Here is a 19,383-nt window from a genome sequence, read left to right as displayed (position 1 = left end):
AAGTGAAATCATTCAATGTGGCGCATCGCGCGGCACCGCCGCCTGCGACGGTATTCGTTAGGTAGAGCTCTGACGTAGGCGCGCTGCAAATGTATTCCCCTTGGCAGCCGCGCGGGGCGCAATGCCGCGCATGATGTCGCCAGCGGATGGGGCATCAACGGACGTCACGGTTTGCGGCTCGGACGGCGCGCTTCGGGCCGGAAGCGGACAGCGAATTGGCAGCTAGCGGGCACGAAGCGCCGTTTCGGGGCGAATTCCAGCAAGCTGGCGTGTCCGGCGAGGGCGGAATCCGGGCCCGGCCGGGCTTCCCCTTGGGACCGGCATGGCCTATGACGCTGCAACGCAAAAATTCCCCCAAAATGACCTCATGATCCGCCTCGACAACGTCAGCAAGCAAGCCGGCCACCAGATCCTGTTCATCGAAGCCTCCGCCGCCCTCAACAAGGGCGAGAAGATCGGGCTCGTCGGCCCGAATGGCGCCGGAAAGACCACGCTGTTCCGGATGATCGCCGGTGAGGAACTGCCCGACGAGGGGCAGGTCTCGACCGACCGCGGCATCACCATCGGCTATTTCAACCAGGACGTCGGCGAGATGAGCGGCCGCAGCGCCGTGGCCGAGGTCATGAATGGCGCAGGTCCCGTCAGCGAGGTCGCAGCCGAGTTGCGCCAGCTCGAGGCTGACATGGCCGACCCTGACAAGGCCGACCAGATGGACGAGATCATCGCGCGTTATGGCGAGGTGCAGCACGCCTTCGAGGAGCTCGACGGCTACGCGCTCGACGGCCGGGCGCGCGAAGCGCTGTCGGGCCTCGGCTTTAGCCAGGAGATGATGGACGGCGATGTCGGCAAGCTCTCGGGCGGCTGGAAGATGCGCGTGGCGCTCGCGCGGATTCTTTTGATGCGTCCCGATGTCATGCTGCTCGACGAGCCGAGCAACCATCTCGATCTGGAAAGCCTGATCTGGCTGGAAAAATTCCTGCACGACTACGAAGGCACGCTGCTGATGACCTCGCATGACCGCGAGTTCATCAACCGTGTGATCTCCAAGGTGATCGAGATCGATAGCGGCTCGCTGACGACCTATACCGGCGATTACGAATTCTACGAGCAGCAGCGCGCGCTGAACGAGAAGCAGCAGCAGGCGCAGTTCGAGCGCCAGCAGGCGATGCTCGCCAAGGAGATCAAGTTCATCGAGCGCTTCAAGGCGCGCGCATCTCACGCGGCGCAGGTGCAGAGCCGGGTGAAGAAGCTCGACAAGATCGAGCGGGTCGAGCCGCCGCGCCGCCGTCAGAGCATCGCCTTCGACTTTCCGCCGGCACCGCGCTCGGGCGAGGACGTCGTGGCGCTCAAGAGCGTCCACAAGGGCTATGGCAGCAAGCGCATCTATGACGGCCTCGATTTCATGATCCGCCGTAGGGAGCGCTGGTGCGTGATGGGCGTCAACGGCGCCGGCAAGTCAACGCTGCTCAAGCTCGTCGCGGGCGCCAGCGAGCCGGACGAGGGCACGGTGGCAGTCGGCGGCAGTGTCAAGATGGGCTATTTCGCCCAGCACGCGATGGACCTGCTCGACGGCGAGCGCACCGTGTTCCAGTCGTTGGAGGACGCGTTTCCGACCGCGGGGCAGGGCTCGTTGCGCGCGCTCGCCGGCTGCTTCGGCTTCTCCGGCGACGACGTCGAGAAGCGCTGCCGCGTGCTCTCGGGCGGCGAGAAGGCGCGCCTCGTGATGGCAAAAATGCTGTTCGATCCGCCGAATTTTCTGGTGCTGGACGAGCCGACCAACCATCTCGACCTCGCCACCAAGGAAATGCTGATCTCGGCACTGTCGGATTTCGAGGGCACCATGCTGTTCGTCTCGCACGACCGGCATTTCCTGGCGACGCTGTCGAACCGGGTGCTGGAGCTGACGCCCGAAGGCATCCACCAGTTTGGCGGCGGCTACACGGAGTATGTCGCGCGCACGGGACAGGAAGCGCCGGGGCTGCGGAGCTAGTCTTTGCTCTTGCTTGCGAGTGCCTCGATCTCGTTGGTCCAGATTCCGCCGGAATAGCCGTGCGGGAGCCGGGCGAGCAACTCCGGCGTATCGATGCCGGAGGAGAACTCGCCGCCGGTGTAAGGGCCGAGCACGAAGACCGCGCTGTTAGCGCCGTTCATCCGAGAGAGGAAGCGATCGGGCCAACCCCAGAGCCAGGGCGCGATATTGATCGGGACCAGCACCATCGCATTTCGGCAGGCGGCCGGCATCAGACCGGTCCAGCCATAGCCGATATAGCCGAGCAGGCAGCGCCGGATCGTCCCGCGCGATATCGTGCGGACCTCCGGAGTGAGGCGACGGATCACCTCGATCGGCTCATCACCACCATAGACCATGATCATCCGCCGCCGCTCGGCCGGCAATGCGTTCAGCACGGCCGCGAGCTTCTCGCCCTCGTTGGCATCGCGGCTCTTTACGTTGACGAGGAGGCGCCGGTTCGGGAAGGCGGCAAACACCTCCGAGAGCGTCGGCATCATCCCGATGCCCTTGCCGCGAAACGGGAACGTCTTGCCGCCATCGGCGGTGTAGCCATAGCCGATGTCGAGCGTTTTCAGCTTCGCCATGGCCTGCTCGCGGGTGACGCCATGGCCATCGGTGCGGCAGTCGAGCGTCCAGTCGTGGAAGACGGCGAACTCGCCGTCGGTCGTCGGGTGCACGTCGAGTTCGACGACATCGGCGCCCGCCTCGAAGCTTGCGCGCATCGAGCGAAGGGTGTTTTCGAGGTAGTCGTGCGTCGGCGGCAACATCCGCGCAGCGGTGCAGGTGTCGTTCTTGACGTCGCGCTCGTCGAAGCGTTGCGCCATGCCGCGATGGGCGAGCAAGACCGGCTTGCCGTCCCGATGCGGCGCCAGAAGGCTCGTGTTGTTGATGTAGAGGCCCGCAGCAACGACGAGCACGGCAGCCGTCGCGAATCTGAGTTTGCGGCCCACCAGATATTCCCCGTTCCGCGATGATCGCCGGTGGCGTTTGAGGTTGATTTGCGGCAACTGCCGTGCACGGCAGCTCCCATGGGCCTCGCAGCTACGCTGCCGTCGCGGACACCCATTTTCCGGCGCCGACGGCCGGATGGATCAAGCCGCTGGATGGGACGTTTGATTCAAGCGGGAGTGATCGGGGCGAACTATTAGCCGCCTAACGAGTCTCGTGTCCCGGACGCGGTGCGACACGCAGTGACGCGCCGCTGAGCCGGGACCCACTTCTTGGACGATGCGCGGAAGCATGGGCCCCGGCTCTGCAGCGCATCGCTGAAGAAGCGCTGCGCTGCGTCCGGGGCACGAGAGTGCTCTGAGTCGTGGCAGCGCCTTACGCGCTGACTTCGCACTTCTTCATGAAGCTGTTCTTGGCGGCGCCGGCGAGCGGCTTGCCGTCGGAGCCGACGGCCTTGGGCGTGCAGGCATCCGCCTTGCACTTCTTCAGGAACGACGTCTTGGCTGCGCCTGCGAGCGGCTTGCCGTCCTTGCCGACCGCCTTGCTCTCGCAGGTGTCGTCCGCGAGGGCCGAGCCCGCTGCAAAGGTGGCGACGATCGCTGCGAGAAAGATCCGCTTCATCATGGGTGTCTCCCTAAACCAGAAATGGCGTGCGGATTGGAGCCGCGAATCGTGGCGCAATCAAGCAGGATCGGCGCCGACGCGTCTTCGCGGGGTTCAATTTTTCCAGCGGTCGAGGGCGGCAATGGCCTTGACGCGCGCGTCGTTCATCGCCGCCTGATTCCCGGGCGTCGACTGCCGCCGGGACGAGGGCTCGTCGAAATCGTGGGTTGCCCCGCGATAGGCCGTGACGTCGATCGGGCTTCCGGCCTGCCGCGAGCGGTCGGCGAATTGCTGGCAGGTCTGCGGCGAGACCTCTTCGTCGTCGGCGCCGAGAAACATCGCGATTGGAGCGGCGCTGGAGATGGTCGGCGCGACCAGTGCCTTCCGTCCGCAGCCCGGATAGAACACGAGCGCGCCGCGATAACCGGCTGTCTTGTCGCCCTGCCGGATCATCACGTTCAGTGCGGTGCTGCTGCCATTGGACCAGCCCTGGAGGAAGACCTGCCTGCCGATCACGTCGCTGCGTCCGCGCAGATAAGCGAGCGCCCCCTCGGCATCGAGCGGGCGCACGGTCAGTTCGTTGACGTCGGCACGATCAGGATCGTCGTGGGTGAAGCGGTCGAAGCCGTGCGCCTTGCCGCGTGGGCCGAAACTGTCCGGGAGCAAGGCAAGGTAACCGTGCGCCGACCAATATTCGCCCCACATCCTGTGGCGCTTGGACAAGGTGGTGGCGTCGCAGGGCGAAGCGATACCGGCGCCGACGGACGTGCAGCCGGAATTGTTGTTGCTGGAGTACGGGCCGCCGCGGCCATGCAGCATGACGACGGCGGGCCAGGGGCCCGGCGTCGTTGGCTGGAACAGGTAGCCGACGAGCGCGGTGCGGTTGTCGGCGCTGCGAAAATAGACCGTCTGCGGTGCGGCTGAGACGGCCGCGACCGGCACCAGCGAGGCGACGAGGCCGATGAAGAGACGGACGAGGTGAGCTGGCAAATCGGTCGGGCCTGATCGCAACGTGATCACACGCCCCGCACGAGCAGCGCCTTGAAGTCGGCCCGCGCGCGCTGCGCCTCGGCCCTGGCGACGTCCGAGGCGTCGCCCAAGCCGAAATAGCCGTGGATCAGGCCGGGACCCTCATGATGCTTGACCCGGACGCCGGCGGCTTCGAGCGCCCGCGCGTAGGCCGCGCCCTCGTCGCGCAACGGATCGAACCAGGCGGTGGTCACGACCGCAGGTGCGACACCTGCAAGGGATGCAGCGCGCAGCGGTGAGACCCGCCAGTCCTTGGCATGGCCGGGTTCGGCGAGATAATGGCCGCAAAACCATTCCATCGTGGCGCGCGTGAGGAAATAGCCGTCGGCATTCTCCGCGCGCGAGGGATAGCGCGCGTTCTCGCGCGCATCGGCGTAAGCGCCGAGGACGTCGGTCACGGGATAGACCAGCAATTGCGCGGCGAGCTTGATGCCGGCGTCGCGGCAGGCGATCGCGGTGGCGGCTGCGAGATTGCCGCCGGCGCTGTCGCCGGCAACGCCGAGGCGTCTTGCGTCGCCGCCAAATTCCGCGACGCGGTTGAAGATGTCACTCGCCGCGGCGAAGGCATCCTCGAAGGCGCCGGGAAAACGCGTCTCCGGCGGGCGACGATAATCGACGGAGACGACGACCGCACCGGTCTCGATCGCAAGGTTGCGCGCTTGCCGGTCATGGGTCTCGATGTCGCCCGCGACCCAGCCACCGCCGTGAAAAAACACCACGGTCGGCGCGGGATCGGTGCCGATCCTGTACACGCGTGCATCGAGCGGGCCGGCGCCGCCTTTCACCTTGATATCCTGCACGGTCTCGACCGGCGGCGGCGGCACGGCCGCGCGCGATGCAGCGAGTGCGCGCAAGGAATCGCGGGCGCTCTGTGGCGTCATCGTGGCGGGATCGCGCAGCGGCAGCAGCGGAATGATCTGGGCGATGACGGGATCGAGCGGTGCGGCCATTTGCGGGTCCTCACTGGGGTCTTGCCAGGGTTCTTGGTCTTGCTTGCGGGTTAGCATAGATTTCGCGCGCCGCATCGGCAACGGCAATGCCGCGGGATGAACGGGCAGGGAGGTCTTGAGTTGGAATTCGAAGCGTTGGTCCAGTCGCGCCGCAGCGTGCGCGGCTTCAAGAACAAGCCGGTGAAACGCGCGGTGATCGAAGCGATCATCGAGAGTGCCAAGCGCGCGCCGTCGTCGATGAACACGCAGCCCTGGCATGTCCATGTGCTGACCGGCAGACCGCTGGAAGAGGTGCGCCGCCGCAACATGGAAGAGATGGTTGGCGGCGCCAAGGTCAAGCGCGACATCATCAGCCATGGCGAGTACCAGGGCGTGCATCGCACGCGGCAGGTCGATATCGCCAAGAAACTGTTCGGCGCGATGGGGATCGCGCGCGACGACAAGCCGATGCGCCAGGACTGGGTGCTGCGCGGCTTCCGCCAGTTCGACGCGCCGGTCTCGCTGGTCCTGACCTATGACCGCGTGCTCGATCCCGGCGCGGTCTGCCATTTCGATCTCGGCGCGCTCTGCTACGGCATCGTGCTCGCAGCCTGGGACCGCGGTCTCGGTTCGGTGATCAACGGACAGGGCATCATGCGCTCCGACATCGTGCGTGAGGTTGCCGGAATCCCCGAGGACGAGGTGATCATGACCTGCGTCGCGATGGGTTATCCCGACGACGGCTTTGCCGCCAACGCGGTGCGCTCGGATCGCGAGCACAACGAGGAGTTCGTACGCTACGTCGGGTTCGCCGATTAGTGCATGCAGAGGAGGGTGGTTCTCTCACCGAAATTTTTGGTGCGGAGCGCTTGGCCTCTTGCAATCTCGTTCGTGCGGGAGGAACAATATGCGGACTGAGAGGTTTGTTGCTGGCGCGAGGGAATCAACATGCGGCGGCTGGCTAGCCTGGTTCGGCGGTTCTTCGGCCCGCGGGTGCGGCGCCCCGTCGAGGATGATCCAAGTCTTCCTTTCACACCTGAAGAGTTCGGCAGGCTGATCCGCAGCGGCAGACGCGAGGACATGAAGCTGCTGGCGGAAGGACTGGCCTGCCGGTCCATTCCGCATCGAGCCCAGTATCGCGCGACGCACTGAAGCGCCGCGACAAGGAAATCGCACGGTGTCGCGGTTTCGTGGTAGGATGCGACCATCATGAGCAATCGCATCCTCGTTCTCTACGGTTCCTACCGTTCCGACCGCATGGGCATCCGCCTTGCGAATTTCGTCATCAATCGCCTGCGCGAGCGCGGCGAGGATGTCGAGTTCATCGACGCCAAGGCGATCGGCCTGCCGATGCTCGACCGCATGTACAAGGAATATCCCAAGGGCGCCGCGCCCGAGGCGCTGGAGAAGCTGGCCGGGCAGATCCGCGGCGCGGACGGTTTTGTCTTCGTCACCGGGGAATACAATTGGGGCATTCAGCCCGGATTGAAGAACCTGACCGACCATTTCCTCGAAGAATGGTTCTGGCGTCCGGCCGCGATCGTCAGCTACTCCGCCGGCCGCCTGTCCGGCGCGCGCGCCTCGACCGCCTGGCACGGCACGCTGTCGGAAATGGGAATGGTCGTGGTGTCGAGCACCATCGGCGTCGGCCCGATCGCGCAGACGCTGTCGGCGGACGCCGAGCCGATCGGCGAGGGCGGCAAGGCGCTGGAGCGTTCGTTCCCGCGCTTTGCCGACGACCTCGCATGGTGGATCGAGGCGGCCAAGGCGCAGCGGGCGCGCAAGGCGCCGCCTTATTGAGCGAGCGGCAGCCTAGGCGGCCCTGACCTCGCCGAGGAAGCGGTCGAACTGTCCGGCGAGATCGCGCGACTGGGTCGAGAGCTGCTCGGCCGCGCCCAGCACCTCCCTGGCGGCAGCTCCCGTGTCGTCGGCGGCGCGCTGCACGCCTGAGATGTTGGTGTTCACTTCCTGGGTGCCGCGGGCGGCTTCCTGCACGCTGCGGGCGATCTCCTTGGTCGCCGAGCCCTGTTCCTCGATCGCCGCGGCAATCGCGGTGCCGATCTGGTCGATCTCGCCGATGACGTCGGCGACGTTGCGGATCGCGGCCACGGTCTCGTCGCTCGCAGACTGGATTGCCGTGATCTGCTCGGAGATCTCGGTCGTGGCCTTGGCGGTCTGGCCGGCCAGCGATTTCACTTCGGACGCGACCACGGCAAAGCCGCGGCCGGCGTCGCCGGCGCGGGCGGCTTCGATGGTCGCGTTCAGCGCCAGCAGATTGGTCTGCTCGGCGATGCTCTGGATCAGGGTGACGACGTCGCCGATCTTCTGCGCGCCCTCGGCGAGCGCACGTGCCGTGTCGCCGGTGCGGCGGGCATTGTCGACGGCGCGGGCAGCGATTTCGGTGCTTTGTGCGACCTGACGGCCGATCTCCGCGATCGAGGAGGTCAGCTCTTCGGTGGCGCTGGCGACGGTCTGCACGTTGGTCGAGGTCTGCTCGGAGGCGGCGGCGACGACCGCGGCCTGGCTGTTGGTCTGGGCCGCCGTCGAGGTCATCGACTGCGCCGTGCTCTCCATGGTGGAGGAGGCCCGGGACAGGCCGCCGACCAGCTCGGTGATCTTGGCCTCGAAGGCGCGGGTGAGCTCGTCGAGCGCGTGGGCGCGGCGCATCTTGCCGTCGTTCTCGGCCTGCTTCTCGGCCGCGAGCCGGTCGGCCCGGATCATGTTGTCCTTGAACACCTGCACGGCCGCGGCCATCGCCCCGATCTCGTCGGAGCGCTCGGCGCCGGGGATCTGCTCGGCCACGTCGCCATCGGCCAGCCGCGACATCCGCGTGGTGAGGTCGACGATCGGCGCGCAGACGCGGCGGCGCACGGTCACCACGAGGCCGACGCTCGCGATCAGCACGGCAACGAGGCCCGCGAGCGCGATTGTGAAGCTGGTGCGCGCGGCCGAAGAGGCGCCGGCGAGGATCTGCTCGGCATTGTCGTAGAACGCGTCGCGGACCTCGATGATGGTGCTGAGGCCGCGCTGCGTGGCGGCGTAATAGGTGTCCATGTCGTGTTCGTACTTGCCGCTGACCGCACCGTCCTTCACCAGCTTGAGCTCGCGGCCGAACTCCTCGATATAGATCGCGTTGAACTTCTCCAGCGCAGCGGCGACGTTCGCCGGAGTTGCCGGGTTGCCGCGCAATTCGAGCAGCCCCATCACGATCTGGTCGTTGCGGCCCTGCGAGCGGCTGATCTCGGCCTTCTCCGTGTCCGTCGCCGGTTTCTTGCCCCCGACGAGATTCTTGTGCAGGCTGGAGTTGAAGCCGCCTACGTCGCGCAGCGTCATCGCGATATTGGCGTAGCTGGCCTGCCGGTAGGCGTCGCCGTTGAGGATCGCCATGCGGCGGACCTGCTCGTTGAGCAGCGAGGTCACGGCGCCGTTGAGCACGGCGTTGTCGGCGACGATCTTCTTGGCGGCGTCCTTGCGCGCCTCCGCCGGTCCCACAAGCGCCTTGTCGATGGCTTCGCGCAGCGCGGTGAATTTCGAATTGATGCCGTCGATGTTGTTGCCGGTGGTGGCGCCGTCGTCGAACGGGCCGGGCAACTCCTTGCGCAGCGCATTCATCCTGTCGCGGGCGCCGTCGGTCTGCTTGCGCAGCTTGTCCTGCTCGGCGAGCAGCGCAGGGTCGATGCTCGCAGGGCCGTAGAGGATGTTGGTCGAAAAGCCGCGCTCGGGGTTGAGATAGCGCGGGATGTCGCCGACGGCGCGGACGATCGCGAGCCGCCCCTGTGCTTCGGTGATCCGCTCCATCGTCTGGTATTTGGTCACGGCGACGTAGATGGCGAGGCCGCCGCCCACGGTCGAGAGCGAGACGATGGCGGTGGTCAGGAGCGTACCGATTTTCATGATCTGTCCGGCAATTGGCGCGGGAGAATAATTTTGCACGGAAGATAGGCAGCCGGTGTTAATCTCGGGTTTACGCTGTTTGCTGCCGGCGAGCAGGCTTGGTCCCTAGGCCTTTCGATCCAGCGCCGCGAGGATCTCCAGCGTCGCGCCGTCGCGCTCGCCTGCGAAGTACCGGGCGAGCGCCTCGCCGAAAATGGGATCATCCGACACCGCGCCGAACAGCGTCATCGAGGAGCGGAATTTGGCGTCATCAGGCGCGCCGAGGATCGCGTTGATAGTCCGTCCCTGAACGGCGAGCACGAGCCTGGTGCACTCGATCAGGCGCGGGCCAAGCACGGGGTGGGCGAGGTAGGCCTCCGCCTCCGCGCGCGAGCCGATGGCGTAGCGCTGCGCCATGGCGCTAAAGCCGAGGCCGGCGACCTGCGGGAAGATGAACCACATCCAGTGGCTCTGCTTCCGGCCCCGGGACAGCTCCCCGGTGACGGTGGGATAGACCGGGTTTTGGGCCTGAACGAACCGGTCCAGATCGAAAGGAGAGGTCATTGGATACCTTTTGGGGGGCGCCTCGCCGGTCGTGATTATGCCTAACTTTTGGCTCCCAATGTGGTAGCTGGTATAGAGTCTCCGGGTGGGGGTGGGTCCCCCGGGGGTCGATTTGGGGATCTGATGGTTTCCGACACCGCAAGAGCCGAGAGGCTGTTGTCGCGCCGCCGTATCGGGCGAGCCGAGACGCTATTGCTGTCTCTGGCCGCCGTTGCGCTGTCGCTCGGTGCTGCCGCCTGGGTTGCCGACATGGGCGATTCGACCCCGCTGGTTTCCGCCGCGCTGCCGCCAGCCAACGCCCCTTCGTTCGAGGACCGTTTTGCTTCGGCATCGGGCAGCCCGGCCGCTCGCGAGCTCGGCCTGCGGACGCTGGAGCGCTCCGCCCTGAATGCGGTTCAGACCAAGCTGCGCGATGCCAAGGCGATGCTGGCCCAGAGACTTCAGGGCGACGACTGGCGCTCGATCCTGACCGATGATGACCGGCAGCCGGTTGACGAGCGGCAGCCCTCGCAGCGCGCCGACGCCATCCCGATGCCGCGCTCGCGGCCGGTGCAGGCGGACTTCTCGGCCCAGATTGCGTCCAGCCAGGCCTATGCCGACACCACCCCCAAGGTCGACAACCGCAACTTCTTCGAAAAATTCACCGACAAGATCAAGCTGGCCTCGCTGACGCCCGACAGCGGCCTGCTCGGCAGGGCGCCGGATCTTGCCGCCCTCGGTTACGATTCGCGCACGGCGGTCTACGACATCTCGGCCAAGGCGCTTTACCTGCCGAGCGGCGTCGCGCTGGAAGCGCATTCGGGCATGGGCCCGCTGATGGACGATCCACAGCATGTCGACCAGCGCATGGTGGGCGCGACCCCGCCGGCGACCTACGATCTGAAGCCGCGCGAAAAACTGTTCCATGGTGTCCGGGCGCTCCGCCTGACTCCGACTGAGGGCACCAGCGCGCTCGGCCGCGTCGGCCTTCTCACCCACAACTACATGCTCGGGCCGCGCGGCGATTCGAACGGCTGCGTCTCGATCAAGGACTATGAGCGCTTCCTCAAGGCCTACGATAATGGCGAGTTCAACCGCCTGGTCGTGGTGCCGAGCCTGAGAGGATCGGCGACCGCCTCGCAGCGCGCCAGCACCGATTCCTGATATTTGCCTGCCGCGGCGGGGCTGCCATTTCCCCTTCGTTAAGCCGTCCTCGTCCAGAAGCAGCCCATGAGTGATCCCCAGAATTCCGAGACCCCGCTGCGTACGACGTTCAAGATCAAGCTGAACGGCGACACGCTGGCGATCGCGACCGTCGGCCAGGCCTATCAATTCCTCACCAACTTCAAGTCGGTCGAGTGGATGGAATTCCGCTCGCTGCATGAGGAAGCCATCGCGGCCCTGGAAGGCGCCGCCGGCAACGCCATGCTCGCGGTGCAGGCGACCAACGCCGTGCGGGTGCTGTTCGTCAGCGCAAAGCTGCTCTGAGAAGGGCGCCTTGTCGCCCGGACGGTGCGCAAGCGTCATCCGGGACAGGCCAGCCACATCGTTCAACCATCCGCGTGGCACGAATCCCGGATGACGCTTGCGCTCCATCCGGGCTGCGGGCCTTGCTCTCACGGCTTGAACTCGGCGACGGGAACGGGCAAACGGTCCGCGAAGACCGTGGCCTAAATCATCTATTTGAAGCCTTGCTTTAGGGAGAGACCCCATCATGAAACGCCGTACATTCCTCAAGGGCGGCGCGGTCGCGGGCGCGACGACGCTGGTTGCCGCACCTGCGATTGCCCAAGGCGCGCCCGAGATCAAATGGCGCCTGACCTCGAGCTTCCCGAAGTCGCTCGACACCATCTACGGCACGGCGCAGACCTTCGCGAAATACGTCGCCGAGGCCACCGACAACAAATTCCAGATCCAGACCTTTGCGGCGGGCGAGCTCGTCCCGGGTTTGCAGGCGCTCGACGCCGTCAGCGCGGCCTCCGTCGAGATGGCGCAGACGCCGCTCTATTTCTACATCGGCAAGGAGCCGGCGCTGGCCTATGCCACCGGCGCGCCGTTCGGCATGAACCATCGCCATCAGGAGTCCTGGTGGCATTTCGGCGGCGGCGCCGATCTCGCCAACGAGGCGCTGAAGCCATTCAAGACCCACGCCATCCTCTGCGGCAATTCCGGCACCCAGATGGGCGGCTGGTTCCGCAAGGAGATCAAGACCGTCGACGATCTCAAGGGCCTCAAATTCCGCATTGCCGGCATGGGCGGCCATGTGCTGGCGCGCCTCGGCATCGTGCCGCAGCAGCTCGCCGGCGGTGACGTCTATGCGGCACTGGAGAAGGGCTCGATCGACGCCGCCGAGTTCGTCGGTCCTTATGACGACGAGAAGCTCGGCTTCCAGAAGGTCGCCAAATACTATTACTTCCCGGGCTGGTGGGAAGGCGGCGCCATGCTGCACATGATCGTCAATGACGAGAAATGGGCAAGCTTGCCGAAACAATATCAGGCCATCGTCAACCAGGCCGCCTCGGCGGCCGGCGCCTGGATGCTCGAGAAGTACGACAGCGTGAATCCGGCGGCGCTGAAGCGGCTGATCGCCAACGGCGCCGAGCTGAAGGCGTTCCCGCAGCCGGTGCTGGAGGCCTGCTACAACGCGACCCAGGACCATCTGAACGAGCTCGCCGCCAAGAGCGACCTGTTCAAACGGACCAAGGAGAGCCACGACGCGTACATGAAGGAGCTGCTGTTCTACACGCAGATCGCGGAAAACTTCTACGACAACTACCTGCTCAGCAAGATGCGCAACAAGACCTGATTGGAAGAAGAGGGCGCGGCGCTCACGCCGCGCCCTGGAAACTGTACCGTCATTCCGGGGCGCGCCTCTTGGCGCGAACCCGGAATCCGTTTCACAACGCGTAGTGCCGCCCGATGGATTCCGGGCTCGCGACTTCGTCGCACCCCGGAATGACGGCGGAGGGAGCGGTCTACGCCGCGCCCAGGCCCAGCTTCGCATAGATGCGCCGTGCATAGGCACCGAACGCATCCGTGGTCTTCAGCGGAAGGTCGCGCGGGAAGGGCAGGTCGATCGCGAAGTAATCGGCCATCTTCGCCGGGCCCGCGGTCAGCACGGCGCAGTGCGAGGACAGGAACACCGCTTCCTGGATCGAATGCGTGACGAAGATGATGGTCTTGCCGCTCTCGCGCCAGATCCGCAGCATCTCCAGATTCATCTGCTCGCGCGTCAAGGCGTCCAGCGCGCCGAACGGCTCGTCCATCAGGATCAGTTTTGGATCGTGGATGAAGGCCCGCGCGATCGCGGTGCGCTGCTGCATGCCGCCGGAGAGCTGCTGCGGATATTTCTGCTCGTAGCCGGCAAGCCCGACCAGATTGAGCAGATCGCGCGCCCGCTCGCGCGCGGCTTTCATCGGCAGGCCGACGATCTCGGCCGGCAGCAGCACGTTGTCCAGAATGGTGCGCCATTTCAGCAGCAGTGCCTGCTGGAACACCATGCCGATGTCGCGAGTCGGATCGAACGGGCTCTTGGCATTCCCGATCTTCACGGTGCCGCCGTCGGCGCCGTGCAGGCCGGCCAGAATCTTCATCACCGTGGTCTTGCCGCAACCGGACGGGCCGACCAGCGAGACGAGCTCACCTTCCCCCACGTCCATCGTGACGTCGGAGACGGCGAGAAATTCCGCGCCGCCGCTGCGGTAGACTTTCCGGACCCCGCGCAGGCTGATGAAGGGCTCTTCCGTCATGCCAGCCATTTGCCGAGGTTGGCGGCCACGAAGGCATCGTCGCTGAGGTCGGCGTGCTCGCGGCAGACGCGGTCGATCTCCTCCTTCTGGCCGGGGCTCAGGCCCTCGGCCGGATCGAGGCACCACAGCCCCTGCACCAGGCCCTGACGCCGCAAGATCTCGTGGCAGCCGGCGATGCAGCCGTGGAAGTTGTTGGCGACGTCGAAGAAGGCGCTGTTGCAATCGGTGACGCGGGCATCGAGCGCGAGCAGATCCGCTGGCACGCTGTCCTTGTGCCGCGCCGCCTTGCAGCGCTCGAATTGCTTGATCGCGCTCGCGGTCCACACCGACCAGTGGCCGAGCAGGCCGCCCTTGAAGTAGGTCCGCGTGGTGACGCCGTTGTCGCGAAGGTCAAACGGCAGCATCAAGTCCAGCAGGATGTGATCGTCATTGCCGGTGTAGAGCGCGACGCGGTCGAGCGCACCCGCCGCCGCGACGCCGCGCAGCACGTCGAGCGTGCGGTAGCGGTTGAACGGTGCGATCTTGATCGCGATGACATTGTCGATCGAGGCAAAGCGCTGCCAGAACCGGCTCGACAGGATGACGCCGCCGACGGCCGGCTGGAGATAGAAGCCGACCAGCGGGATCTCGGCGGCGACCGCCATGCAGTGCGCGATGATCTCGTCCTCGGAGGCGTTCTTCATCGCGGCAAGGCTGAGCAGGCCGGCGTGATAGCCGATGTCGCGGGCCGTGCGCGCCTCGGCGGTTGCCTGCCGGGTTGGACCGGCAAGTCCCGCGACCATCGCCAGCGGACGCCTGGTCCAGCTCGCGGCGGTCTCGGCGGCGAGCTCCAGCACGGGACGGTAGAGGCCGACGTCGCGGATCGCGAACTGCGTCGTGTGCACGCCGACCGCAAGGCCGCCGGCGCCGGCGTCGATGTAGTAGCGCGTCAGGGCGCGCTGATGCTTCTCGTCGAGCTGGCGCCCGGCGGTGAGCGCGAGCGGATGCGCCGGCAGCACGGTGCCGTCGGCGATCAGCTTGCGGATGTCGCTGTTGATCTGGCTGTGGTGCATGATGTCCTATCCAAATTCGGGGCCGGCGACGGCGAACGGCATTTCCTCGCTGGTCGTGGTGGCGGGGCCGAGGCGCATGCGCTGGAACGGCCGTTCGATGGTCCAGCCGGATGCGGTCAATCCTTCCAGGAACGCGCCGTGTGACGCGACGGCGTCGATCAGCAGAGGGGCGGTCTCGGACCGGGCGATCGCGCCAACCAGAGCCAATGCTTCCGCGGCGTCATTCGCGAACAACGGGCCGATATGGCGGGCGGTTCTGCCGTCGCGAACCAGCGCGATGGCGCCGTTCGCGGCGACGATGCGCGAGCCGGAGCGTTGTGCGAAGGCGGAGAGGAGGGCGGTCCGGTCGAAACCGGTGGCCCGCCGGTCGCGCGCGCGAAGCGTCTCGATGGTCGCGGAAGAAGTCGGCGGCGCTTCGGCCCGCGCGGATCTCGCCAGCTTCAGCCGGCGCAATTGCAGTGTCGGCGTGAAGCCGAGCGGCCCGTAAACGGCAGCACCGTCGGGCGTTGCGTCAAGCCAGCTCGTCAGGCCGTTCTTGCGCGCCGTTTCCAGGCAGGCATCGACGAGGCGCGTTGCAAGGCCGCGGCGGCGGTGCGTCGCCGTCACCAGCACCATGCTGATCCAGGCGTTGTTGCCGGAGTAGGGCAGCAGGGCCGCGGTCGCGACCAGCCGCATGCCGTCGCGAATGCCGAACACGACGCCGTCGCGCAGGAAGATGCGCCAGTCCTCGTCGGTCTGGTTCCAGTGCGCTTCGGTCGACAGCACGAGCCCGGCGATCGCATCGTCGGCGCCGAGCTTGATGATGGACGGGGCGTCAGTAGCGGCCATCGCGCACCTCGTATTTGGTGGGCTTGCCGAGGCTCGGCATGGCGCGGGATACCCAGTCGGCGGTCCAGGCGATCAGCTGCTCGGTGTCGACCACCGGCAGGCCGAACAGCCCGACCGCCTGCGAGGTATCGGTGAGCCACGCCGTCGGCTCCTCCTTGCCGGTCAGCACCGGTGCGCGGCCAAAGCGGGCGCCGAATTTCGCCGCGAGATCGCGCACCGCCAGGATCTCGTGGCCGCTGACATTGATCGGCGAGGTCGGCGCCGTGCAATGGGCGAGGCAGCGCAGCGCCTGCGCGGACGCATCGCCCTGCCAGATGAAGTTGACATGGCCAAGGCTGACGTCGATCGGCGTGCCGGTGAGGACCTTGGTGGCGATGTCGTGCAGCACGCCGTAGCGCATGTCGATCGCGTAGTTGAGCCGGAACAGCCGGCCGGGCGTCGAAAACTTGCGTGAAAAATACTCGAACATGCGCTCGCGGCCGACGCAGGACTGGGCATATTCGCCGGGCGGGTTCGGCGCCATGTCCTCGGTCGCGCCTTGGCCGTCGACCGGCACGAAGGGATAGACGCAGCCGGTCGAGAACGCGACGATCCGCGACGACGGGAAGGCCTGCGCGACCAGCGCCGGCACATGCGCGTTCATCGCCCAGGTCAGCGACAGATCGCCCTCGGCGCCGAACTTGCGGCCGGCCATGAAGACGATGTTGGGGGCCTTCGGCAGCGCCTTGATCGCGGCCTCATCGAGCAGGTCGCAATTGATCGTCTCGACGCCGCGCCCATGCAGCCAGTCCTTGACGCCCGCGTCGCTGAAGCGCGCCACGCCGATGACGCGGCGATCGGGTGCGGCCGCTTTGGCGAGCCCCGCCAGCGTCGGGCCCATCTTGCCGGCGACGCCGAGGATCATGATGTCGCCCTCGACCTTGGCGAGGTCGTCGATCAGCGCCTGGGTCGGCCGGCACAGGAGATCGTCGAGCGCAGCGATATCCGGAATGGTCTTCGGCAGCGTCTGGCGGGTGAGGAGCATGGATCGTTCCTTTAGCTAAGTCTGCCTGGCGTCACCCACGACGAACATGCGTTCGAGGACGAGCACCAGACCGTAGAGAGCGACGCCGAGCAGCGTCAGCAGCACGACGGCCATCACCATCGCGGGCGTGTCGAGCGATGACTGCACCTGGATCATGAGGTAGCCGAGCCCGCGCTCGGAGGCGATGAACTCGCCGACGATGGCGCCGGCGACCGCCAGGATCGCGCCGACCTTCATGCCGGAGAACACGTAAGGCAGCGATCCCGGCAGCTGGATCTTGCGGAACAGCGTCCAGCGCGAGCCGCGCAGCGATTTGACGAGATCGAGCAGGTCCGGCTCGACCTCGCGCAGGCCGCGGGCGGTGGTGAGCAGGATCGGGAAGAAGCAGATGCTGAAGGCGATCAGGATGTTCGGCACGATGCCGTAGGAGAACCAGACGATCAGGAGCGGGCCGAGCGCGACCTTGGGGATCATGTTCAGCGTCACGAACAGCGGCAGCAGCACGAGGCTCACCAGCGGCGCCCAGCTGAAGATCACCGCGAGGGTGACGCCGACGAATGCGCCGAGCGCGAAGCCGCCGAGGATCTCGATCGCCGTCACCAGCGTATTGGCGCCCCAGGCATAACTCGCGGTTCCCAGCGTCTGCACGGTCGCGAGCGGAGAGGGCAGGATGAATTTCGGCACATGGAAGGCATCGACCGCGACCTGCCACAGCACGAGCACGGCGAGGTGCACGATCAGGATGATCGCAAAGTTGCGGGCCGGGCCTGCTCCGTCACCTGCCACCCTCTTGCTCCCCGTTGCTCGCGGACTCTCTGCCACGACGGCAAGCCTAACCGTCCCCGGGGCAAGTTTCAACCAGTTGGTTGATTATGGGCGGAGCGACTGGAGCACCAGGTCGACGACATGCCTGCGGCGGGCGCGGCGCTGGGCGCGGCTCGACAGGTCCTTGCCGAAGATCGCCGACAGCGTCGGCGTGTTGGAGAAGAAGAAATAGCTGAGGCCCGCAATGGAGATGTAGAGCTGGACGGGGTCGATCCCTTTGCGGAAAAGTCCGCTACGCACGCCCTCCTGGAGAATGTGGGAGACGCTCTTCACCAGCGGGGAATGCATCGCCTCCAGCCGCGTGGAACCGCGGACATGGCGGGCGCCGCCGCGGTTCTCGTCGTTCAGAAGCACAATGAAATCAGGGTGTGCCGCAAGGTGATCGAACGATGCTTCGATCAGCCGGCGGATCGCCTTGTCGGGCGGCAGGCCCTCCAGATTGAGCCTGCGCTCCTGCTCGCGGATGTCCTCATAGACCCATTCGAGCACGGCGAGGTAGAGCGCGTCCTTGTCGCCGAAATAGTGGTAGACGAGCTGCTTGTTGACGCCGGCGCGCTCGGCGATCTCGTCGACGCGGGCGCCCGCAAGGCCGTGCCGGGCGAATTCCAGGCGCGCCGCGGTGAGCAGCTTCTTGCGGGTGGCGACGGGGTCGCGCCGCTGCGGCACGGTGTCGCCAGATCGTTTTGCGGGCATTTCCAACCAAACAGTTGACAAGTGGAAGGCGGACTTGTTGCATTGGTATCCTCACAAGGGGAGAGCGACAAGCCGGGTCGCGGCATTGAGGAGACATGCGATGAAGCGTTTGCAGGCGGCGGTTGTGACCCTGATGCTCGGTTTGCCGGGCGTGCCCGCGAACGCGGGCGAGGCGGTCAACCTGATCCTGAACTGGACGCCGACGGCCGACCATTCGCCCTATTATTACGCGAAGGCGCAAGGCTGGTACGAGAAGGCCGGCATCGACCTCACCATCGAGACCGGCAAGGGCTCCGGCGTCTCCGCCGCCAAGGTCGGCTCCGGCGGCTCGCCGTTCGGCGTCGCCGATCTCGCCACCATGCTGGTGGCCAAGAGCAAGGGCGCCGACACCGTCGCGGTGATGAGCGTCTACGCCAACACCGGCCAGACCTTCTACTGGCTGAAGAGCTACGGCGTGAACGGCGTCAAGGATTTCGCCGGCCACAAGATCGGCAATCCGCCCGGGGACGCATCGCGCGTGATGTGGCCGGCCTTCGCCAAGGCCGCAGGGCTTGCGCCCGATGCGGTCGGCTTCGTCAATGTCGGGCCGACTGCGAAGATCGCAGCGCTGAAGAGCCACACCGTCGACATCATCAGCGACTTCTACAACGAGCACGACCTCAAGGTGATCGAGTTCGGCCCCGATCTCGGCTACGTCAACTGGAAGGACATCGGCCTCAACCCCTACGGCAATTCGCTGATCGTCAATGGCGCCTATCTCCAGAAGAACCCGAAGCTGGTCGAGGAGTTCGTGCGCGTCACGCAGAAGGCCTTCGCGGCCTGCGTCGCCGACGTCACCCCATGCCTGAAGGCGCTGCTCGACCAGGTCTCCGGCCTCGACAAGGAGAACCAGGAGCGCCAGTGGGAGCGCATCAAGTTCCTGATGACGGACGAGTTCACGACGACGAAGAGCCTCGGCTGGATCGACGGCGAGCGCATGAAGAAGGATTACGAGCTGGTCCAGACCTATCTCGGCATGGAGAAGCCGTTCGACGTGACGACGGCGTTCACGACCAGGATGCTGGATCCCGGCATCAAGATGGATGCGAGCAAGGTGAAGAAGTAGGGAGGCTTGTAGCCCGGATGGAGCGAAGCGAAATCCGGGGCGGTGTGCCGGTTGCGACAGGTTTCCCGGACTACGCTTCGCTCCATCCGGGCTACAGGCGGAAGCGCTCGCGTCCCATGCCGGTGTCATGCCCCGCGAAGGCGGGGCATCCAGTACGCCGCAGCCTATCGA

The 19,383-nt window shown here is 66.1% G+C and carries 20 protein-coding genes; 8 read left to right on the top strand and 12 right to left on the bottom strand.

Going from position 1 to position 19,383, the window contains the following annotated elements; translation table 11 throughout:
- Positions 1-367 precede the first annotated feature (367 nt).
- Positions 368-1,990, top strand: a complete 1,623-nt coding sequence (locus BM118_RS04715) for an ABC-F family ATP-binding cassette domain-containing protein (RefSeq protein WP_092182673.1) — start codon at positions 368-370, stop codon at positions 1,988-1,990.
- Here BM118_RS04715 and BM118_RS04710 read toward each other — a convergent pair.
- From BM118_RS04710 to BM118_RS04695, 4 genes are all read right to left on the bottom strand, one after another.
- A complete protein-coding gene (locus tag BM118_RS04710; RefSeq protein WP_092182671.1) occupies positions 1,987-2,961 on the bottom strand; it encodes a glycerophosphodiester phosphodiesterase family protein in 975 nt (324 codons plus the stop codon). The genes BM118_RS04715 and BM118_RS04710 overlap by 4 nt on opposite strands.
- A gap of 373 nt (positions 2,962-3,334) precedes the next feature.
- Positions 3,335-3,583, bottom strand: a complete 249-nt coding sequence (locus tag BM118_RS04705) for a hypothetical protein (RefSeq protein ID WP_092182669.1) — start codon at positions 3,581-3,583, stop codon at positions 3,335-3,337.
- A gap of 93 nt (positions 3,584-3,676) precedes the next feature.
- Positions 3,677-4,552: a dienelactone hydrolase family protein gene (locus BM118_RS04700; RefSeq protein WP_177234012.1), complete on the bottom strand. Its 876-nt coding sequence runs from the start codon at positions 4,550-4,552 to the stop codon at positions 3,677-3,679.
- 26 nt (positions 4,553-4,578) lie between these two features.
- Positions 4,579-5,541 (bottom strand): alpha/beta hydrolase, encoded by a 963-nt coding sequence (locus tag BM118_RS04695; protein WP_092182667.1) that lies wholly within the window; start codon positions 5,539-5,541, stop codon positions 4,579-4,581.
- A 120-nt stretch (positions 5,542-5,661) separates the two neighbouring features.
- Here BM118_RS04695 and BM118_RS04690 point away from each other — a divergent pair, with 120 nt between their 5' ends.
- The 3 genes from BM118_RS04690 (at position 5,662) to BM118_RS04680 (ending at position 7,320) form a co-directional block, all read left to right on the top strand.
- Entirely contained in the window at positions 5,662-6,339 is a 678-nt protein-coding gene (locus BM118_RS04690; protein WP_092182665.1) for a nitroreductase, read from the top strand.
- Between the two features lie 129 nt (positions 6,340-6,468).
- On the top strand, positions 6,469-6,672 hold the full coding sequence (locus tag BM118_RS04685) for a hypothetical protein (RefSeq protein ID WP_092182663.1): 204 nt from the start codon (positions 6,469-6,471) through the stop codon (positions 6,670-6,672).
- A 57-nt stretch (positions 6,673-6,729) separates the two neighbouring features.
- Positions 6,730-7,320, top strand: coding sequence for an NADPH-dependent FMN reductase (locus BM118_RS04680; protein ID WP_025575402.1), 591 nt, complete (start codon positions 6,730-6,732; stop codon positions 7,318-7,320).
- Positions 7,321-7,332: 12 nt separating this feature from the next.
- Here BM118_RS04680 and BM118_RS04675 read toward each other — a convergent pair whose 3' ends face one another.
- Positions 7,333-9,414 carry a methyl-accepting chemotaxis protein gene (locus BM118_RS04675; RefSeq protein WP_092182660.1) on the bottom strand — a complete coding sequence of 694 codons (2,082 nt, stop codon included), beginning with the start codon at positions 9,412-9,414 and terminating at the stop codon, positions 7,333-7,335.
- A 105-nt stretch (positions 9,415-9,519) separates the two neighbouring features.
- Positions 9,520-9,957, bottom strand: a complete 438-nt coding sequence (locus BM118_RS04670; protein WP_092182658.1) for a DUF1810 domain-containing protein — start codon at positions 9,955-9,957, stop codon at positions 9,520-9,522.
- Positions 9,958-10,149: 192 nt separating this feature from the next.
- Between BM118_RS04670 and BM118_RS04665 the strand changes: the two genes are divergently transcribed.
- The 3 genes from BM118_RS04665 to BM118_RS04655 all read left to right on the top strand — a co-directional run bounded on the left by BM118_RS04665 (position 10,150) and on the right by BM118_RS04655 (position 12,742).
- Positions 10,150-11,100, top strand: a complete 951-nt coding sequence (locus BM118_RS04665) for a DUF2778 domain-containing protein (protein WP_177234134.1) — start codon at positions 10,150-10,152, stop codon at positions 11,098-11,100.
- Positions 11,101-11,166: 66 nt separating this feature from the next.
- On the top strand, positions 11,167-11,424 hold the full coding sequence (locus BM118_RS04660; RefSeq protein ID WP_027542512.1) for a hypothetical protein: 258 nt from the start codon (positions 11,167-11,169) through the stop codon (positions 11,422-11,424).
- Positions 11,425-11,650: 226 nt separating this feature from the next.
- Positions 11,651-12,742, top strand: coding sequence for a TRAP transporter substrate-binding protein (locus BM118_RS04655; RefSeq protein WP_092182654.1), 1,092 nt, complete (start codon positions 11,651-11,653; stop codon positions 12,740-12,742).
- Positions 12,743-12,911: 169 nt separating this feature from the next.
- Here the strand turns inward: BM118_RS04655 and BM118_RS04650 are convergent, their stop codons facing one another.
- The 6 genes from BM118_RS04650 to BM118_RS04625 form a co-directional block, all read right to left on the bottom strand.
- Entirely contained in the window at positions 12,912-13,694 is a 783-nt protein-coding gene (locus BM118_RS04650; RefSeq protein ID WP_092182652.1) for an ABC transporter ATP-binding protein, read from the bottom strand.
- Complete coding sequence (locus BM118_RS04645; RefSeq protein WP_092182650.1) at positions 13,682-14,737, bottom strand: dihydrodipicolinate synthase family protein; 1,056 nt, start codon at positions 14,735-14,737, stop codon at positions 13,682-13,684. The genes BM118_RS04650 and BM118_RS04645 overlap by 13 nt, the downstream gene beginning before the upstream one ends.
- Before the next feature lie 6 nt (positions 14,738-14,743).
- Positions 14,744-15,565, bottom strand: coding sequence for a GNAT family N-acetyltransferase (locus BM118_RS04640; RefSeq protein WP_092182648.1), 822 nt, complete (start codon positions 15,563-15,565; stop codon positions 14,744-14,746).
- Positions 15,552-16,589, bottom strand: coding sequence for an NAD-dependent epimerase/dehydratase family protein (locus BM118_RS04635; RefSeq protein WP_092182646.1), 1,038 nt, complete (start codon positions 16,587-16,589; stop codon positions 15,552-15,554). Before BM118_RS04635 ends, BM118_RS04640 begins: the two co-directional genes overlap by 14 nt.
- 15 nt (positions 16,590-16,604) lie before the next feature.
- Positions 16,605-17,375 carry an ABC transporter permease gene (locus BM118_RS04630; RefSeq protein WP_092182644.1) on the bottom strand — a complete coding sequence of 257 codons (771 nt, stop codon included), beginning with the start codon at positions 17,373-17,375 and terminating at the stop codon, positions 16,605-16,607.
- Positions 17,376-17,459: 84 nt separating this feature from the next.
- A complete protein-coding gene (locus tag BM118_RS04625) occupies positions 17,460-18,107 on the bottom strand; it encodes a TetR/AcrR family transcriptional regulator (protein ID WP_027542519.1) in 648 nt (215 codons plus the stop codon).
- A gap of 100 nt (positions 18,108-18,207) precedes the next feature.
- Between BM118_RS04625 and BM118_RS04620 the strand changes: the two genes are divergently transcribed.
- On the top strand, positions 18,208-19,212 hold the full coding sequence (locus tag BM118_RS04620) for an ABC transporter substrate-binding protein (protein ID WP_092182642.1): 1,005 nt from the start codon (positions 18,208-18,210) through the stop codon (positions 19,210-19,212).
- Positions 19,213-19,383: the final 171 nt, after the last annotated feature.

Source organism: Bradyrhizobium sp. cf659 (genome assembly GCF_900113725.1).
Taxonomy (GTDB): Bacteria; Pseudomonadota; Alphaproteobacteria; order Rhizobiales; family Xanthobacteraceae; genus Bradyrhizobium.
The sequence above is the reverse complement of the archived record's forward strand: the minus strand, read 5'-3'. Positions and strand labels throughout refer to the sequence as shown.

Excerpts from the sequence above, each read along its gene's own strand:
- BM118_RS04715 (WP_092182673.1), top strand. The coding sequence starts at position 368 with ATGATCCGCCTCGACAACGTCAGCAAGCAAGCCGGCCACCAGATCCTG.
- BM118_RS04705 (WP_092182669.1), bottom strand. The coding sequence starts at position 3,583 with ATGATGAAGCGGATCTTTCTCGCAGCGATCGTCGCCACCTTTGCAGCG.
- BM118_RS04695 (WP_092182667.1), bottom strand. The coding sequence starts at position 5,541 with ATGGCCGCACCGCTCGATCCCGTCATCGCCCAGATCATTCCGCTGCTG.
- BM118_RS04685 (WP_092182663.1), top strand. The coding sequence starts at position 6,469 with ATGCGGCGGCTGGCTAGCCTGGTTCGGCGGTTCTTCGGCCCGCGGGTG.
- BM118_RS04680 (WP_025575402.1), top strand. The coding sequence starts at position 6,730 with ATGAGCAATCGCATCCTCGTTCTCTACGGTTCCTACCGTTCCGACCGC.
- BM118_RS04675 (WP_092182660.1), bottom strand. The coding sequence starts at position 9,414 with ATGAAAATCGGTACGCTCCTGACCACCGCCATCGTCTCGCTCTCGACC.
- BM118_RS04670 (WP_092182658.1), bottom strand. The coding sequence starts at position 9,957 with ATGACCTCTCCTTTCGATCTGGACCGGTTCGTTCAGGCCCAAAACCCG.
- BM118_RS04660 (WP_027542512.1), top strand. The coding sequence starts at position 11,167 with ATGAGTGATCCCCAGAATTCCGAGACCCCGCTGCGTACGACGTTCAAG.
- BM118_RS04655 (WP_092182654.1), top strand. The coding sequence starts at position 11,651 with ATGAAACGCCGTACATTCCTCAAGGGCGGCGCGGTCGCGGGCGCGACG.
- BM118_RS04650 (WP_092182652.1), bottom strand. The coding sequence starts at position 13,694 with ATGGCTGGCATGACGGAAGAGCCCTTCATCAGCCTGCGCGGGGTCCGG.
- BM118_RS04645 (WP_092182650.1), bottom strand. The coding sequence starts at position 14,737 with ATGCACCACAGCCAGATCAACAGCGACATCCGCAAGCTGATCGCCGAC.
- BM118_RS04640 (WP_092182648.1), bottom strand. The coding sequence starts at position 15,565 with ATGGCCGCTACTGACGCCCCGTCCATCATCAAGCTCGGCGCCGACGAT.
- BM118_RS04635 (WP_092182646.1), bottom strand. The coding sequence starts at position 16,589 with ATGCTCCTCACCCGCCAGACGCTGCCGAAGACCATTCCGGATATCGCT.
- BM118_RS04625 (WP_027542519.1), bottom strand. The coding sequence starts at position 18,107 with ATGCCCGCAAAACGATCTGGCGACACCGTGCCGCAGCGGCGCGACCCC.
- BM118_RS04620 (WP_092182642.1), top strand. The coding sequence starts at position 18,208 with ATGAAGCGTTTGCAGGCGGCGGTTGTGACCCTGATGCTCGGTTTGCCG.